The following is a 15773-nucleotide window of genomic DNA, read 5'->3' as shown; positions in this document are numbered from 1 at the left end:
CTTGCAGACGAATTTCTCCCTGGCGCAACTCGCCGATCCGCATATGAAGGAATCGGAGCAGATCCTGCGCACCTGCGTGCATTGCGGCTTTTGCACGGCGACCTGCCCAACCTATGTGCTGCTCGGCGACGAGCTCGATTCCCCGCGCGGGCGCATCTACCTGATCAAGGACATGCTGGAAGGCGGCAAGCCGGCCACGGCGGAAGTGGTCAAGCATGTCGACCGCTGCCTCTCCTGCCTCTCTTGCATGACGACCTGCCCCTCGGGCGTGCACTACATGCATCTGGTCGACCATGCGCGCGCCCATATCGAAAAGACCTATGAGCGTCCGGCCAGCGAGAAGCTCCTGCGCAACACGCTCGCCAAGATCCTGCCGAACCGCAAGGCCTTTCGCTGGGCCACGACGCTGGCCCGCCTCGGCCGGCCCTTTGCCGGCATCGCGGCGAAGCTCCCGGAAGGTGGCAGGCTCGCCGCCATGCTGGCCCTCGCGCCCTCCGCCCTGCCCGCCCCCTCCTCCGCGACGCAGCCCGGCAGCTTTGCCCCCAAGGGCGAGCGCAAGGGCCGGGTGGCGCTCCTGACGGGCTGCGCCCAGGCCGAACTCGCGCCTGGCATCAATGAGGCGGCCATCCGCCTGCTCAACCGCCATGGCGTCGAAGTGGTACTGCCGAAGGGCGAAGGCTGTTGCGGCGCGCTGGTGCATCACATGGGCCAGGAAGCCTCGGCCCTCGCCTACGCCAAAGCCAATATCGACGCCTGGACGGCGGAGATGGCCAACGGCCTCGACGCCATCCTGATCACCACCTCGGGCTGCGGCACCACCATCAAGGATTACGGCTTCATGCTGCGGGACGATCCCGCTTATGCCAGGAAGGCTGCCACCATCTCCGCCATCGCCAAGGATATCAGCGAATATCTCGAAACCCTGCCGCCGCTGCCGGTGACGCGAGAGACCGGGCAGAGCGTCACCTATCACGCCGCCTGCTCGCTGCAGCATGGCCAGCAGATCAAGACCGCTCCCAAGAACCTGCTGAAGCAGGCCGGCTTCGTGGTGAAGGAAGCCGCCGAGGCGCATCTGTGCTGCGGCTCGGCAGGCACCTACAACATGCTGCAGCCCGAGATTTCGGCGCGCCTGCGCGAACGCAAGCTCGGCAATATCGCCGCGACGAAGCCGGAAATCATCGCCGCCGGCAATATCGGCTGCATGACGCAATTGGCGCAGGGGACCGCGACGCCCATCGTGCATACGGTGGAGTTGCTGGACTGGGCGACGGGCGGGCCGAGGCCGAAGGGGCTGTAACCTGGGAGCGCGGACGTCCTCGTCCGCTCTTGGAAACGGTAGTTCTACGACAGAGGAAGAGCGGACGAGGAGGTCCGCGCTCCCAGGCTACGACGCCAGCTCCGCCAAATTCTTCTTCGCCACCTCGTTCGCCGGGTTGAGCTCCAGCGCCTTGGCGAAGATCTGCCTTGCCTCATCCAGCTGGCCGCCGCCCTTGGCCGCATGGCCCAGGCCCATCAGCGCCGGTTCCGAGGGGCGGAGCTGGAGCGCCTGCTGGAAATGGGCCGCCGCCGGCTCGAAGCGCTCATTCTCCAAGAGGAGATAGCCGAGATTGAGATGGGCCTCGGCATGCCGGGGATCCGCCTCGATACAGGCCAGATAGCCCCGCAGCGCTTCGTCGCCGCGTCCGAGCGAGGCGAGCAGGCCGGCATAGTTGAAATGCGCATCGGCCAGTTTGGGATCGATATCCAGCGCGGAGCGGAAGCAATATTCGGCCCGCCGCGTATCGCCCAGCCCGCGATTGGCGAGCCCGAGCCGCATCTGGGCGTCCGCGCTCCTCGGATTGATCTCCAGGGCGCGCAGCAGCAGCTTTTCCGCCTCGGCATAGGATTCGCGCTGGAGCAGCAGGGTGCCGAGCAGGTTCAGGGCGTTGAAATCATGCTTGTCCCTGGCCAGCACTTTTCGATAGCCGGCCTCCGCTTCGTCGAGACGGCCCTCGCGATGATGGTCGATGGCTGTTTTCAGTTTCGCTTCGGCGGCCATGGCTTTGCATCCGTACGGGGCGGGAGGGAGTGTCGGCCCTTGTGACGGATGGCGGTTCAAAGGTCAATTCGTGCGGGTGCTGTTATAGCCGGTGCGGCGTCATTCCGGCTGAAGCGTATCCTCACAAGCTCTGCTTGTGAGTGGTAACGCCGGAATCCATGAACACAGCCCTCACAGGACAGTGTTCATGGATTCCGGGTCTCCCTACGGTCATCCAACCAAAACCGGAGGTTTTGGTTGTGGGAATGACGACACCCGCCGCCCAGGCTTGCCTCCCCGCTGGGAAGTTTTCCTCGAAAAATCGCATATTGGGTTTCAAGGGGGCTGCCTATTGGTCTATCCATTTCCGCGACGATTTCAGTCCTACGGAGCCCTTCATGCCTGACATAAGTCCAACCGGCCTCGCGATCACGGGCGCGATGGGTCCGCGCTACGATGAAATCCTGACGTCGGAGGCTCTCGAATTCGTCGCCACCCTGCAGCGCCGCTTCAACGGCCGCCGCAAGGAGCTGCTGGCGAGGCGCGCCGAGCGGCAGAAGCGCTTCGATGCCGGCGAGACGCCGGACTTCCTGCCCGAGACGGCCAATATCCGCGAGAGCGACTGGCAGGTGGCTCCGCTGCCCGCCGATCTGCTCGACCGCCGCGTCGAGATCACCGGGCCGGTCGACCGTAAGATGATCATCAACGCGCTCAATTCCGGCGCCAAGGTCTTCATGGCCGATTTCGAGGACGCCAACTCGCCCACCTGGTCGAACTGCCTCGACGGCCAGATCAATCTTCGGGATCGCTGGGCCGGGAAGATCGACTTCACTGACACCACCACCGGCAAGGCCTATGCGCTGAAATCCGATCCGGCGGTGCTGATCGTGCGTCCGCGCGGCTGGCATCTAGACGAGGCCCATGTCACGCTGGACGGCGAGCCGCTATCGGGCTCGCTCTTCGATTTCGGCCTTTATTTCTTCCACAATGCCAAGGCGCAGATTGCGCAAGGGTCAGGCCCCTATTTCTATATTCCCAAGCTCGAGAGCCATCTCGAAGCCCGGCTGTGGAACGAGGTCTTCCTGCTGGCGCAAGAGAGCCTCGGCATCCCCAAGGGCACGATCAAGGCCACCATCCTGATCGAGACGCTGCCCGCCGCCTTCGAGATGGACGAGATCCTCTACGAATTGCGCGACCACATGGCCGGCCTCAATTGCGGGCGGTGGGACTACATCTTCTCCTTCATCAAGAAGCTCGCCAAGAACCAGGCCTATGTCCTGCCCGACCGTTCTCAGGTGGTGATGGGCAAGGCGTTCCTGCGTGCCTACTCCCTGTTGCTGATCAAGACCTGCCACCGCCGCGGCGCCTTCGCCATGGGCGGCATGGCGGCGCAGATCCCGATCAAGAACAATCCGGCCGCCAACGAGGCCGCTTTCGCCAAGGTTAGGGACGACAAGGAGCGCGAGGCCGGCGACGGCCATGACGGTACCTGGGTCGCTCATCCCGATCTCGTGCCGGTGGCGATGGAGGTGTTCAACCGCCTGATGCCCGAGGCCAACCAGCTCGGCAAGAAGCGCGAGGACGTCTCCATCGGCAAGACGGAGCTCCTGCAGGTGCATGAGGGCACCCGCACGGCCGAGGGCCTGCGCGACAATGTCCGCGTCGGCGTGCAATATATGGAAGCCTGGCTGCGCGGCCGCGGCGCCGTGCCGATCTACAATTTGATGGAAGACGCGGCCACCGCCGAGATCTCCCGAGCCCAGATCTGGCAGTTCGTCAAATATGGCGTGACGCTGGAGGGCGGCATCATGGTGACGCCGGCCTGGTTCGACGGCGTGTTCGAGGAGGAGATGCAGCGCGTGCGCGGCGAAGTGGGCGATGCTGCCTTCTCGGGCGGGCGCTTCCCGGAGGCGGTGAAGCTGTTCAAGCAGCTTTCGCTGGCGCCGGATTTCGCCGACTTCCTCACCCTGCCCGCCTATCAGATGATCGTATAGAAGGCGGTGCGTTTGAGGGAAGGTGCGGTTGGGGGGCGGGTCTTCAGAGCCTGCCTCAAAAGTCGTGTAGAAGCGGAGAGAGACGCAGATTTTGTCATACCCGGGCTTGCCCCGGGTATCCAGACACCACTTCTCCAGCGTTTGGGCATCCCTAGATTGCCGGGACAAGCCCGGCAATGACAAAAAGTTGGGGTTCCACCGACTTTTCGGTCAGGCTCCGAAGACCCGGCTCTTCACTCGACGCATATGCAGGTTCAGGCGGGTCTGAAGACCCGCCCCCCATGCGGCCTGCTTCCGTCACGGGCCGACGAGGGTCCCACCCGTCGGCTTCCCGACGGGTGGTGTACGACATTTCACTTGCGCGTCTCGATACTGCCGCCACACTCGCGGCAAAAGGTCTGGAATCAGCCGGGCCTCTTTTCAATCCAGCGGAGCGCCCATGTCGATGCCTCAGCCCAATCCCGGCTATCGCGGCGATTCCTCGCTTGGTGTGGGACAGATCGTCAACGATGCCTGGAATACCAGTATCAAGAGCTATCTGGGGCTTTTCTTCCTCAATCTGCCGATCCTCATCGCCGCCGTAGCGTCCTTCGGGGCCGATTCCCAATCGATGTTTTCGGCCGACGGCAGTGCCATGGAACAGATGGTCCGGGACAATATGGGGCGCTTCATCACACTCGAAGTGCTGATCTTCATCGTCTCGATCGTCTGCTCCTGTGCGATGACGCGCATCCTCTATGATCGCTATGTCGGCGCACCCGTCTCCGACCGAGAGGCGGCCGTGACGGGGGCGAAGAGATCGCTGCCGGCTATCGGGCTGCTGCTCATTTTCATAGCGGCTTATGTCGTGTTCGCCTTCGTCGTGGCGCTGATCCTCGCGTTGCTCCAAGGCGTTCTCGGCTTTCTCGCGCTGATCCTGGCGATCGGGCTGGCGATCCTCTTCCTTTACCTCGTCTTTCCCTATGTCCTGTCGGGCATCGTCTGCATCAACGAGGAACTCGGCCCGATCGCCTCGCTCAGGCGCAGCAAATATCTCACCAGCGATTATCGCTGGCCGCTGCTGGCCGTCAGTCTCGTGGCAGTTGTCGTGATGGCCGTCTATCAGGGCATCATTCTTGGCCTCGATTATCTCATGGCGCCCGCCGCCTTCGGGCACACCATTCTGCTGGTCTTCGTCGCTCTGATCTATCCGCTGCTGGGCGGCTGGGTAATAGGCCTGTTCGTGATCGCCGCTCATCGCCTGCGCGCCTTAAAGGACGGCGTGATCTCGGGCCGCAACCTGTCGAACGTCTTCGAATAAAGACACTATCGCTGCAGGTTGGCCGCCCGCGCCGTGGTGAGCCGGCGCTTCAGGCGTACGATGGCCTCCTGCTGCAGGTCGCTCGCCTCGCCATAGGCATTGGCGACCCGGGTCAGCATGTCGATGAACTGCAGCCTCTCGTCCATGGTCAGGCGGCTGACGAGCAGCGGCGTGAGGTCATCGGCCACCGGCGAGAACACCCGGCCGCGATCGGTCAACTGCCAGGCTGCTTCGAATAGGGCCTGACGGTCCTCGATTTTCAGCGGATCGGCCATCAGGTCATAGATGACGTTCCTCTCCGCCGCCGTCAGCGGCGCGCCGGTACGCACCAGCTGGATCATCAGGACCACCGCGGCAAGGCGCACATCCTGGAGCTGGTGCAGCGGGCGGCGCGTCAGGGCGGCCGGATCGGGACCGTCGACGCCCTTGTTGAGTGGCCGAAGGCCGTAAGGCTGCGAGCTTGGGGAATTCCGCGCCGATCCCTTCGTCTTTGGCCTCGTCAGCCAATAGAGACCGCCGGCTCCTGCCGCTATGGCGAGAAGGAAGATACCTCGCGGCACCTGCAGCAGCAGGAGGCTCACCAGCACGAGAGCGGCAATCCAGCCGGCCCATTTACGTATGGCATCCATGATTTCGACTTCAGCCCCAACTTGACAGCCGAAGATGTTACGAAGGGGAAGGCCGCGCAAGTCCGCCTTCCATGCCTTGTTGCATCAAAGTGAGCAAGGGCTCATCGGCAGTCGTCTGCCCCCAGCCTTCGAAATTCAGCACCTCCTCGGCCGGCAGACGCTTGCGCCAGCCCTTCACTTCGAGCTCGGGGCGGACATAGGCCTCGTGCACATAGCCGAGGCAGAGATAGGCCACGGGAATCACCCGTTCGGGAATGCCAAGAAGCGCGCGCAGCTCGAGGGGATCGATGATGCTGACCCAGCCGACCCCCACGCCTTCGGCCCGCGCCGCCAGCCAGATGTTCTGCACGGCGCAGACGGTGGAATAGCTGTCCATCGCCTTGTCATGCGTGCGCCCCAGCACCACCGGCCCGGCGCGATCGGGATCGCAGGTGATGCACAGATTGACCGGCGCCTCGACAATGCCCTCGAGCTTCAGGGCTCGATAGGCGCCTTGCCTGTCCGCCGGAAACAGGGCTGCGGCTTCCTCATTCGCCTCGCGGAACAGCGCCTGCACCTTGCGCCGGGTCTCCTGGCTGCGCAGCACGAGGAAGTTCCAGGGCTGCATGAAGCCGACCGACGGTGCGTGATGGCCGGCGAGCAGGATACGCGCCAACACTTCGTCCGGCACCGGCTCCGGGCTGAACTGGCTGCGCACGTCGCGCCTTGTATAGATCGCGCGGTAGACGGCGTCCCGCTCAGCCGAAGAGAATGGGCCGCAAGCCGAAAGAGCTTCGCTGTTGTCCATCGATTGTCCCCTCACGATGGCAATCCCCGCGCCGTCCGCGCGCGGGAACCTATCGCCTTCGGCCGGTCTTCTGACTCGGGATCATCCCACCCGGGCGCCTTCCCCGCGATCGCGAGTGGCATCGGCCCGAACAGTCCCCCTTACAGCGTTGGGCACGTCGCGGCTTTGAACCGCATTCCCGATTCTCCCGCCAGGCGGGCACCGAAGGTGGTGGGGATGTAGCATGGCAAGAAGGGCGCGGGAAGCGCTATGGCTGGGAGCGTGGACGTCCTCGTCCGCCCTTGAACCACAGGCGTCCAAAGGATAGACGGGCCGCCCGCATCAGGCGACCTACCTTTTCCTCTTGCCGAACCGTTTCAAGAGCGGACGAGGACGTCCACGCTCCCAGCCATAGCGTCACTCCGCCAGCACCCTTGTCGAGGGAAAGATCACCTCCACCAGCGTTCCCGCATTCTTGGTCGACTGGATGGCGAAGGTGGCGCGGTTGGCTTCCACCAGCGCCTTGGTCAGCGGCAGGCCGAGGCCGGTGCCGCCGAGCGTGGTGGAGGCAACCTGGCGGAAGGGCTCCATGGCGATGGCAAGCTCGCGCTCGGTCATGCCGACACCGGTGTCGCGCACGCGCAGTACCGCCTCACCCCGCTCGGAGAGCGTGGTGGAGATGATGGCCTGGCCGCCAGCCTGGGTGAACTTGATCGAGTTCGAGAGCAGGTTCAGCACGATCTGGCGCATGGAGCGGTTGTCGGCCACCACATTGGGCAGGCCGTTGGCGAGCGCCATGCGGATGATGATGCGGTCGCGGCTCGCCTGCGGCTGCATCAGGCTCACCGATTGCTGCACGACCTCGTTGAGACTGACGCTCGCAAAGGTGAGGTCGAGCTTGCCGGCCTCGATCTTCGAAAGGTCGAGGAGGTCGTTGACCAGGCTGATGACGTGCTCGCCGGAGGTGTGGATGTCGCGCGCATAGGAGCGGTAGCGCTCATTGCCCATCGGGCCGAAGCGCTCCTCCATCATCACCTCGGCAAAGCCGATGATGGCGTTGAGGGGCGTGCGCACCTCATGCGAGATCTTGGCGAGGAAATCGGACTTCTGCGAGGAAGCCTCCTCCGCCTGGCGCTTGGCTGCCGTCAGCTCGCCTTCCGCCTTCTTGAAGGACGTGACGTCGCGCAGCACGGCGCAGAGGCGCTTGCCGTCGTCGCCGAGGCGCCCGATGGTCATGAACAGCGGCACCGAGCCGCCCTGGCGCACCCGTCCCACCACCTCGCGCCCGTCATTGAGCAGGCTGGCCACGCCGTTGGAGCGCAGGCTGTCGAGATAGTCATAGGCGGCGCGGTGGCTCTCGGGCGCGAACAGCAGCAGGAGATCCTTGCCAACGATCTCGCGCTGCTCATAGCCGAATAGGGCCTCGGCACTGCGGTTGATGCTGACGATGCGTCCTTCGCGGTCGAGGATGACGACGCCGTCCGTGGCGGTGTCGAGCACCGCCTGCAACTCATCCGCGCGGCGCTCGGCAAAGCGCAGTTTTTCGGCGCTGACCTCGCCGAGCGGGCGTCGCACCGAGATCAGCAACGCGCTCTCGCCCTCCCAATGCGTGGTTTGCACTTTTCCATCGACCGTGATGGTCTCGCCCGAGGCCGTCTTCAGGAGCACGCCGGAACTGGCCCCCTCGCCGTCGGCGGTGGGTGCGGCGCCGGCGAAGACCTCATCGAGGCCGCCGTCGCGGCGGATCGCCTCGACATCGGGATAACCGAGCAGTTCGAGCATGGTGCGGTTGGCGAATTGCAGATCCTCGCCGCGCGCGATGATGATGCCGATCGGCAGGCGGTCGATCAGGGCCACCGGCACCATGTCGAGACGGCCGAACCGGATCGGGCGGGTGGGCTCCGTCTCGCCGGGGGCAAGCTCGAAGGCAGGCGGCTCGGAGCTCTCCTCCTCCTGCCAGCGCTCCTCGTCGGTCCCCCACGGCAGCAAGGGCTCTTCATCCAGCATCTCGGGTTCCGGCCCGGCCGGCTGGGGCCGGGGCGCCTCCGGCTCTGGTTCGAGCCTGATTACCACGGGTTTGGCGAGCTCGGGCTTGGCAGGCTCGGGCTTGGCAGGCTCGGCTCTGGCGACTTCCGGTTTCGGCGCGTTGGGCTTGGCGATATCGGATTTGGGCGTCTCGGGCCTGGCTACCGGCTTCGGCTCGCCTTCGATGCGCGCGCCGAGGGCCCTGGCGATCTCGTGGAAGGCGATGCGCTCGGTCGGCGTCAGGCTGTGGCGATCATGTCCCTGGCGGTCAAGCGCCTGCCGTTCTTGCACGATTCGCTCGGCCGCCGGCTTGCTCGGCAGGCGCACGACATTGCTTTCCGTCGACGGGCGGACAGGCCTTGCGGGCCCGGGCGGCGGCGCGGAAGGTGCCGGCTCGGCTGACTTGCCTGCAGCGTCCGATTCGTCCTCGTCAGTCGGATCGGCCTCCTGCCAGACGATGGAGGGCGAGGCTTGCGGCGCCGGCTCGGCGGGCGCCGACATCGGCCTGGGCAGACCGGCGACGCCGAAACCTCGGAAGCCCTGGAAGCGACCTTCGCTGCCCGTCGCCGGCGAGGCGCTCAGTGTGATCGGGATTTCCTGGCGGCCGGCCTTGTCGGGCCACACCAGGGAGAGACCCGTCCAAGTCCGGGTACCGGCCAGGGCGGTGGCGATGGCCGTGCTGTCCAGAAGGCCGGCAGCGGTGGCAACGTCCTCAAAGCGCCGACCGGTCCAGTCAGCCCCGGCGCGGCCAAGCACCTGGGCCAGCTCCGGCGAAACCATGACAAAACGTCCGCCGGCATCCGTCTGGAAGGTAAAGCGCACCGGCTTGGTGCGTTGGACGGGTGCCACGGCCACCACCGGCGGTGCCGGCGCCGCCTTGCTCGGTTCGGCTCTTGCAGGACTGGGGAATGCTTCTTCCACCGTCGGGGCAGGCTTATCTCCGTCGAGATCGACCCAGCTCCAGGCTCCGCTTTGCTCATAGGGCTTGGTGAGGCCGGCATCATCAGCCTGCGGCAAGGGTGGCAGCGTTTCGGGCACCGAGGGCGGCGCCCAGCCCTGCCGCCGACGGCCGCGGCGCGGCAGGTCGAGCGATTGCACGAGGAGGCCGAGGAAGCCTTCGGGTCCATCGAAGGAGCGGCAGGCGCAAGAGAGCGCGTCGAGCGCGCCCATGCCGGGCAGGCGCAGGCGCTCGAGCCGCATCGCACCCGGGCGCGGCAGCTTGCGGGCGATGGCGGCGATCTGGGGCGCAACGGAGACCAGCGCTGGATTGGACTGCTGGCGCGCGATGTCGGCGGGCGACAGGCCGAGGCTCTGCGCGCCGGAGCGATTCGCCCAGACCGGCGAGCGCCCGTCCAGCTGCCAGACGAAGGCCGGGCGCGGATCATCCATCAGCGCCTGCAGACGCTGATCGGCAAGCAGTGCTGTGCGCAACAGTGCCTCGATCATGCCGTTCCCTGAAACCTGCGAAAATGACTAACAAAGTATGAATACAGATGGAAAACAAAACGGTAAATCGCCAGCCCTCCATCATCCCCTGTTGATCTTGGGCATGGTTAAAACGGCGGGGCTGCGCTATCGTCGAATGGCCTTGGAAAGGCCACGGAGGATAGTGAGATGACAACCAAACCGCCCAATTTCGAGATTCCGCCCGAAATGCGCGAGGTGGCCGAAAAGAGCGTCGAGCAGGCCAGGAAGGCATTCGACGGCTTCATGGGCGCGGCCTATAAGGCAGCCGGCACGCTGGAAGGCACCACGGACACCATCCAGGCCGGCGGCAAGGATATCGGGCGCAAGGCGCTGACCTATGCCGAGCAGAATGTCGCGGCCGCGCTCGAATTCGCCTCCAGCCTGGTGAAGGCCCGGGATCCGCAGCAGGTGCTGCAGTTGCAGAGCGATTTCATCAAGAGCCAGCTCCAGGCCTTTGGAGAACAGGCCAAGGATATCGGTTCCACGGCCGGCAAGATCGCCTCCGACGTCGCCAAGCCTCAGAAGTAAAACCCCCGCAAAACTTGCAAGACATGGCGAAAACGCAGCCCTGTCTTGCAGGAGCGACATGTCTGCCTGCAATGGTGAGGCTGTTTACTTTCCCTATCGGAAATAGCCGGGAACGAAATGGACCGAACAGTCCCTATCTGCGGGAAGACTGTTACCTTCATACCTATTGCGGCGCAATATCCTGTCGGATTGCCACCAAAACGCAATAGTTCAGCGCGGGCTTAGTGACCGCTTACTGTCCCGTTTCGGCACCAAAACCCCCAAAAACGACGAATCATCTGATGATTGTGCAGTGCAACAAAGATGTTGCATTGCACAAGTGCATTTGCTATAAAACGAGGCAGATGAGGTTGCCTTTGTTGCAGCGCGTTGAGCCGCAGGCCCCTCCAGGTATCGCCAGGCCTTCCGGCCCATTTTCACGTTGTCTCAAGGAGCTTCCCATGGTTACCGCCAAGAACAAGTCCGAAACTGAACTCGCCTTCGAAAATCTGTCCAAGCTGGAAGTGCCCGCTTCCGTGCGTGACTTCGCCGAGAAGGGCGCTGCCCAGGCGAAGGAAACCTACACCAAGATCAAGGCTGCGACCGACGAAGCCTCCAACGCTTTCGAGACCACCTACTCGACCGCCACCAAGGGCGTTTCGACCCTCGGCCTCAAGGTGCTCGAGAATGCGCGCTCCAACACCAATGCCACCTTCGACCATGCCATCGCTCTGTTCGGCGTGAAGACCTTCTCCGACGCGATCGAGCTTCAGACCGCTTTCGTGCGCAAGCAGGCCGAGAGCTTCTCGGCTCAGGCCAAGGAATTCGGCGAACTCGCCCAGAAGGTCGCCAACGAGACGGCCGCTCCGGTCAAGGCCCAGGTCGAGAAGACCTTCAAGAGCGTAGCCTGAGTTTTCAGCACGTCTTGATATTTTGAGGAGGCCCGGGCTCGTCCCGGGCCTTTTTTATCTCGAGCATGGCGTCGGTCATAACGACATGCCCTGGGAGAGCGCGCAAATTTCCCGCATCTCCACACTTGAAATAGCGGATCGATCCCGCTAAACGCATGCCCAGATGCAGTTGTAGCTCAGTTGGTTAGAGCGTCGGATTGTGGCTCCGGAGGTCGGTGGTTCGAGACCACCCAACTGTACCACTCAAGTGATCGATATCCTTCACTTTGGTTAATCTCATTTTGTTCCAAATCGCCATGGTTCGACACTTTCCGCGGAAGGTCTCGAAATTCTTGCCGCGCGCCAAAGCACCCGGCATCCCGCAGGGCCTCCTCATCCTCGTGGCTTAAGGGGCGCGAAAAGCGTCTCGCAACGCCGTGACCCTGAGATTGAGGTCCGCGAGGACCTCGACTGTCATTCCTGCAGCTTCAGCCTTTTTATAGAGAGCTTCGGCGAGGGCTCTGGTTTCTGCGCGAATGGCGCCCCCCCTGGCGGTGAGCAAGACCCTCACCTGCCGCTCATCCTGGGGATTGCGGTTTCGACTGACGAGCCCAGCTTGTTCAAGACGCTTCACGAGCGGAGTGATCGTGCTGGACTCAAGATCAAGCCTCGTGGCGATGCCTGTGATGGTCTGATCGTCCTCTTCCCAGAGGACGTTGAGAACGAGATATTGCGGGTAGGTCAGGCCGATCTTGTCGAGCCACAGTTTGTATGTGCGGCCTACGGCAATGAACGCACCATAAAGCGAAAACCCCAGCTGCTCGTCCAACGGGAGGGGGAATTTGAATTTCATGTCGCGCTCCTAATCAGTGATTGCGATAATTAATATCGCAATAAGAAAATGCTGGACAGACAATATTTTTGCGCTAGGATTTTAGTTATCGCGATATGGATTATCGCAGCCAGCAATCAGGAGGGACATCATGAAAAACGCCAGCGCATTTCTCGCCTCTGCCGCCGTGATCGGAGTTCTTTGCGGAGTCGGGGCAGCTCACGCTGCAACGGCCGGCGCAATCAAGAATGTTGTTCTCGTCCATGGTGGCTTCGTGGACGGGTCGGGTTGGAAAGGCGTCTACGACATCCTCGAGAAAGATGGCTACAAGGTCACCATCGTGCAGAATCCGACGAGCTCGCTGGAAGACGACGTGGCTGTCACCCGTCGCACCCTCGCCGCGCAGGATGGCCCCACGATTCTCGTTGGCCACTCCTATGGCGGCGTGGTGATCACCGAATCCGGGAACGACCCCAAGGTTCGTGGCCTCGTCTACATCGCAGCCTTCGCGCCCGACACCGGGGAATCGGTTTCCTCGCTGATCGCCAACCCGCCGCCCGGCGCCGCGGTGCCGCCGATCCTGCCGCCGCAAGATGGATACTTGTTTCTGGATCGCTCAAAGTTCTCGGCTTCGTTCGCGGCTGACGTCAAGCCTGCTCAGGCGGACTTCATGGCGGCCTCTCAGGTCCCCTGGGGCTTGAACGCGCTGAACGGAAAGGTGACCGAGCCAGCGTGGAAGGGCAAGCCGAGCTGGTATCTGGTGACCGCTGACGATCGGATGATCCCCGCGCCGGCCCAGAGACAGATGGCGAACCGGGCAAAGGCGACAGTAGCCGAAACGGCTGGAAGCCATGCGATCTACGTGTCGAATCCGAAGGTCGTGGCTGACATTATCGAACAAGCGGCCAAGGGAGCCGCGAAGTAGCGGCGCACACAGCTGCCAATCGCGTCACTGCCAATTTTGTGGGCCTTGAAGCCGATCTTCGGGGCCCACTCTTATTGCCCGTTGATCAACAATGTTCGGCGTACCGCCGGAGCCTCCAGAGCGAGTGCGAATGAGGTAGACCCGATACATCCTATGAGTGCGGCCTTGGTAATCAACCCGACCTTGTAAGCTTTATTCCTTCGGCAGATCATTGTCTGGGGCTCGGCGGCTGTACGAAGACACGGGAGGAATAGCAATGCTCTCAAAATTCGTGTTCGCAGGGTCAGTTATCCTGGTCGGCCTTACCAGCAGTGCCCTTCCGGCCGTGGCCCATATGCAGTCGGGTATTCATGGATCAAATCCATGTTTCGGCGATGCTAAGCAATACTGTGGCGGAGTGGTTAATTCGAGCTCTGGAGTACCTGGTTGCCTGAAGTCTCACATGGCTCAGCTCTAGGCCTCTTGCAAAGCCCGGTTGCAGCGCACGATGAGTAAATAGACAACGGATTTCGCATGGCTCGGCCGCTTCGATAGATCGCGAGTATCGGAGCCCACTGGCGACGCTAGCGCTCTAGGACGGCTATATACTTATACGCGCGTCACTGCGCCGCTCATATCGCCAGTATCGAATGGGGGATTATTTAAGCTACCCCGAAGCCTTACTCCCCCCTGCGTAGAGGGGATGCCACGCAAACCTATGCGTTACGGACCCGGCTGAAATTCTCTGCTAGAACAATGAGGTGGGCATCAACCACACAGTATTAGTAACTGGCCCGGCTCAGGTCTCTGAGCCGGGCTTTTTATGTGCTGGTCTCGGGCAGCAGCGACACGCGAAGCTCTGGAGAATGCGAAGTGGCAGCCCGGGCGCGGAGAGTGAAGCCGACCAATCAGGAGATGATGTCAAAGCGCGCAGACGATCGTGATTTTGCGTCGGCTGGACGGCTTGCAAAGGGATTGTACTCGAAGATGCAGAGCCTCTGGGGCGAGCCCGATTGCAGACAAGCCGCGCACCGAGGCGGCGGCGACATCGCTTAATACCGGGCCGCCGAGTTCGTAAGATCCAAGAAACAGAAGTCGCGGCTCGGGAGTCTTCCAATCTCGCGAGACTATCTGCGACCACTCAAGGCGTCCCTTACTGCAGAAATCCTTGAGATAAGAATGTCGAGCTGGTCCGCGTCGAAGTCAATACTAGCTAGTGGCTTGTCTTGGCCAAAGATAGTTATCTTTGATAACTTTAGGTCCGGACTCGCCACCACTGAAATGTAATCTTTCGGTTGAACTGACAATTCCTCAAGTGATTTAGCTGCCTCGGTGATAATGGACCCGGCAAGCGACTCGTTTCGCCCAGAATTCATAGGATGATTCACAACTCATTAATGATTCACACAGAACGATATTCGATCCTATCCGAAAGCGGTATCAATGCACACCTACTTGGCCAAAATTATATTGGCGCGCATCGTCGCACCAACTTCGGTCAGAGGCCCGGCGCCACTACTCCTATGAGCTAAGCGGCGAACCAAAAACTCAAATGATATGGTGGCCCTGGCCGGCATGTCGCAACGCTACCCGGCTGGGACCGGCCAGGGTGTCTGCACCCAACCGCGGCGGCCTGGTCGGGACCCCGCTCATGCTGATATGAGCGGTGTCTGTTGTCCGGTTCCGCACAACCTTAGCCACGTTAAGACGCGTCAAGCGACGATTCCTGAAAGGATGAGGCGACCATGACCGAGCGAGAACGGCATCCGCAGGGGGAGTCTACGCGCTGGCTATTTTATCTGGCCGCCTGGGGCGTGAGCTCCGTCATGGCAGGCGTCCTTCTCGGGCGCTATTTGAAACAGGTGTCAGCCGATTATCCGCCAGCGGAGCCGAATGCTACGCCAGCCTCCAAAATCTCCGGGCCGCGCCGAGGCGCTTCGTGAGTAGGGTAACGGGATGGCCGAGAAGTTCCGACACCCCCTAGCGATGCCTTAAAACTCCCTCGGCGGAACCAGGAACGGCTCATCAAACCTCGGCACTTCCGAGGGGTAGGACTCCGGGTCCTCGGCCGGTTCTTCCGCAGGATCCTCTTGTGGCGTCTCGGGGTCGATCGGTTCGGGATCGGCGGGCAGCTTTGGCGGATCGTTGGGGTCTATTGTCATTATCGACTGCTCCTGGCTCGCGGATCATTTCACGACTCGATCATTCTTCGCTGGATTTCGCAGCCTTTTTCCGGCGTTCGATCACGGCTTCGACCTTCTCGAAATCCGACGGGGCCATCGACAGCCCTTCGATCTTGTCGGCGCCCAGCTGCTGGACAGTCGCCCGCAGATTTTCGGCGGGGACGACCTTGACATCGCCACCGTGAAGCATGATCGCGACGGTTCCAGGAGGCACCAGGTCGCTGGCGATGATCCCGAAGCCATCGAGAAGGATCACGTC

13 protein-coding genes, 1 tRNA gene and 1 riboswitch are annotated in these 15773 nt (G+C 62.5%); of the genes, 7 read left to right on the top strand and 7 right to left on the bottom strand.

What is annotated here, in order from left to right; all coding sequences use genetic code 11:
• The first annotated feature begins 1 nt into the window (after position 1).
• Entirely contained in the window at positions 2 to 1297 is a 1296-nt protein-coding gene (glcF, locus tag QQL24_RS00575) for a glycolate oxidase subunit GlcF (RefSeq protein WP_284309930.1), read from the top strand.
• A gap of 87 nt (positions 1298 to 1384) precedes the next feature.
• Here the strand turns inward: glcF and QQL24_RS00570 are convergent, their stop codons facing one another.
• Positions 1385 to 2038: a tetratricopeptide repeat protein gene (locus tag QQL24_RS00570; protein ID WP_284309929.1), complete on the bottom strand. Its 654-nt coding sequence runs from the start codon at positions 2036 to 2038 to the stop codon at positions 1385 to 1387.
• Positions 2039 to 2415: 377 nt separating this feature from the next.
• On the opposite strand from QQL24_RS00570, the gene aceB reads away from it, so the two are divergent.
• Entirely contained in the window at positions 2416 to 4011 is a 1596-nt protein-coding gene (gene aceB, locus QQL24_RS00565; protein ID WP_284309928.1) for a malate synthase A, read from the top strand.
• Positions 4012 to 4450: 439 nt separating this feature from the next.
• Positions 4451 to 5311: a hypothetical protein gene (locus QQL24_RS00560; RefSeq protein ID WP_284309927.1), complete on the top strand. Its 861-nt coding sequence runs from the start codon at positions 4451 to 4453 to the stop codon at positions 5309 to 5311.
• A 5-nt stretch (positions 5312 to 5316) separates the two neighbouring features.
• Here the strand turns inward: QQL24_RS00560 and QQL24_RS00555 are convergent, their stop codons facing one another.
• The 3 genes from QQL24_RS00555 to QQL24_RS00545 form a co-directional block, all read right to left on the bottom strand.
• Positions 5317 to 5940, bottom strand: coding sequence for a TerB family tellurite resistance protein (locus tag QQL24_RS00555; protein ID WP_284309926.1), 624 nt, complete (start codon positions 5938 to 5940; stop codon positions 5317 to 5319).
• A gap of 37 nt (positions 5941 to 5977) precedes the next feature.
• Positions 5978 to 6727, bottom strand: a complete 750-nt coding sequence (gene bluB, locus QQL24_RS00550; protein ID WP_284309925.1) for a 5,6-dimethylbenzimidazole synthase — start codon at positions 6725 to 6727, stop codon at positions 5978 to 5980.
• 43 nt (positions 6728 to 6770) lie between these two features.
• A riboswitch (cobalamin riboswitch) is annotated at positions 6771 to 6948 on the bottom strand.
• Between the two features lie 175 nt (positions 6949 to 7123).
• Entirely contained in the window at positions 7124 to 10177 is a 3054-nt protein-coding gene (locus tag QQL24_RS00545; RefSeq protein WP_284309924.1) for a PAS domain-containing sensor histidine kinase, read from the bottom strand.
• 168 nt (positions 10178 to 10345) lie between these two features.
• Between QQL24_RS00545 and QQL24_RS00540 the strand changes: the two genes are divergently transcribed.
• From QQL24_RS00540 to QQL24_RS00530, 3 genes are all read left to right on the top strand, one after another.
• On the top strand, positions 10346 to 10726 hold the full coding sequence (locus tag QQL24_RS00540; protein WP_284309923.1) for a phasin: 381 nt from the start codon (positions 10346 to 10348) through the stop codon (positions 10724 to 10726).
• 440 nt (positions 10727 to 11166) lie between these two features.
• A complete protein-coding gene (locus QQL24_RS00535) occupies positions 11167 to 11616 on the top strand; it encodes a phasin (RefSeq protein WP_284309922.1) in 450 nt (149 codons plus the stop codon).
• Between the two features lie 165 nt (positions 11617 to 11781).
• Positions 11782 to 11858, top strand: a tRNA-His gene (locus QQL24_RS00530).
• 143 nt (positions 11859 to 12001) lie between these two features.
• Here QQL24_RS00530 and QQL24_RS00525 read toward each other — a convergent pair.
• Complete coding sequence (locus QQL24_RS00525) at positions 12002 to 12448, bottom strand: MarR family winged helix-turn-helix transcriptional regulator (RefSeq protein WP_284309921.1); 447 nt, start codon at positions 12446 to 12448, stop codon at positions 12002 to 12004.
• A 130-nt stretch (positions 12449 to 12578) separates the two neighbouring features.
• Here QQL24_RS00525 and QQL24_RS00520 point away from each other — a divergent pair, with 130 nt between their 5' ends.
• Complete coding sequence (locus QQL24_RS00520; protein WP_284309920.1) at positions 12579 to 13352, top strand: alpha/beta hydrolase; 774 nt, start codon at positions 12579 to 12581, stop codon at positions 13350 to 13352.
• Between the two features lie 1970 nt (positions 13353 to 15322).
• Here the strand turns inward: QQL24_RS00520 and QQL24_RS00515 are convergent.
• Both QQL24_RS00515 and QQL24_RS00510 read right to left on the bottom strand, forming a co-directional pair.
• Complete coding sequence (locus QQL24_RS00515; protein WP_284309919.1) at positions 15323 to 15493, bottom strand: hypothetical protein; 171 nt, start codon at positions 15491 to 15493, stop codon at positions 15323 to 15325.
• A 40-nt stretch (positions 15494 to 15533) separates the two neighbouring features.
• A complete protein-coding gene (locus QQL24_RS00510) occupies positions 15534 to 15770 on the bottom strand; it encodes a hypothetical protein (protein ID WP_284309918.1) in 237 nt (78 codons plus the stop codon).
• Between the last annotated feature and the right edge of the window lie 3 nt (positions 15771 to 15773).

The sequence above is a fragment of the Labrys miyagiensis genome (assembly GCF_030160835.1).
In the GTDB taxonomy this organism is placed as follows: domain Bacteria; phylum Pseudomonadota; class Alphaproteobacteria; order Rhizobiales; family Labraceae; genus Labrys; species Labrys miyagiensis.
The sequence above is the reverse complement of the archived record's forward strand: the minus strand, read 5'-3'. Positions and strand labels throughout refer to the sequence as shown.

What these genes read in the sequence shown, in the direction of transcription:
- QQL24_RS00570 (WP_284309929.1), bottom strand. Translation starts at nt 2,038, where the DNA reads ATGGCCGCCGAAGCGAAACTGAAAACAGCCATCGACCATCATCGCGAG.
- aceB (WP_284309928.1), top strand. Translation starts at nt 2,416, where the DNA reads ATGCCTGACATAAGTCCAACCGGCCTCGCGATCACGGGCGCGATGGGT.
- QQL24_RS00560 (WP_284309927.1), top strand. Translation starts at nt 4,451, where the DNA reads ATGTCGATGCCTCAGCCCAATCCCGGCTATCGCGGCGATTCCTCGCTT.
- QQL24_RS00555 (WP_284309926.1), bottom strand. Translation starts at nt 5,940, where the DNA reads ATGGATGCCATACGTAAATGGGCCGGCTGGATTGCCGCTCTCGTGCTG.
- bluB (WP_284309925.1), bottom strand. Translation starts at nt 6,727, where the DNA reads ATGGACAACAGCGAAGCTCTTTCGGCTTGCGGCCCATTCTCTTCGGCT.
- QQL24_RS00545 (WP_284309924.1), bottom strand. Translation starts at nt 10,177, where the DNA reads ATGATCGAGGCACTGTTGCGCACAGCACTGCTTGCCGATCAGCGTCTG.
- QQL24_RS00540 (WP_284309923.1), top strand. Translation starts at nt 10,346, where the DNA reads ATGACAACCAAACCGCCCAATTTCGAGATTCCGCCCGAAATGCGCGAG.
- QQL24_RS00535 (WP_284309922.1), top strand. Translation starts at nt 11,167, where the DNA reads ATGGTTACCGCCAAGAACAAGTCCGAAACTGAACTCGCCTTCGAAAAT.
- QQL24_RS00525 (WP_284309921.1), bottom strand. Translation starts at nt 12,448, where the DNA reads ATGAAATTCAAATTCCCCCTCCCGTTGGACGAGCAGCTGGGGTTTTCG.
- QQL24_RS00520 (WP_284309920.1), top strand. Translation starts at nt 12,579, where the DNA reads ATGAAAAACGCCAGCGCATTTCTCGCCTCTGCCGCCGTGATCGGAGTT.
- QQL24_RS00515 (WP_284309919.1), bottom strand. Translation starts at nt 15,493, where the DNA reads ATGACAATAGACCCCAACGATCCGCCAAAGCTGCCCGCCGATCCCGAA.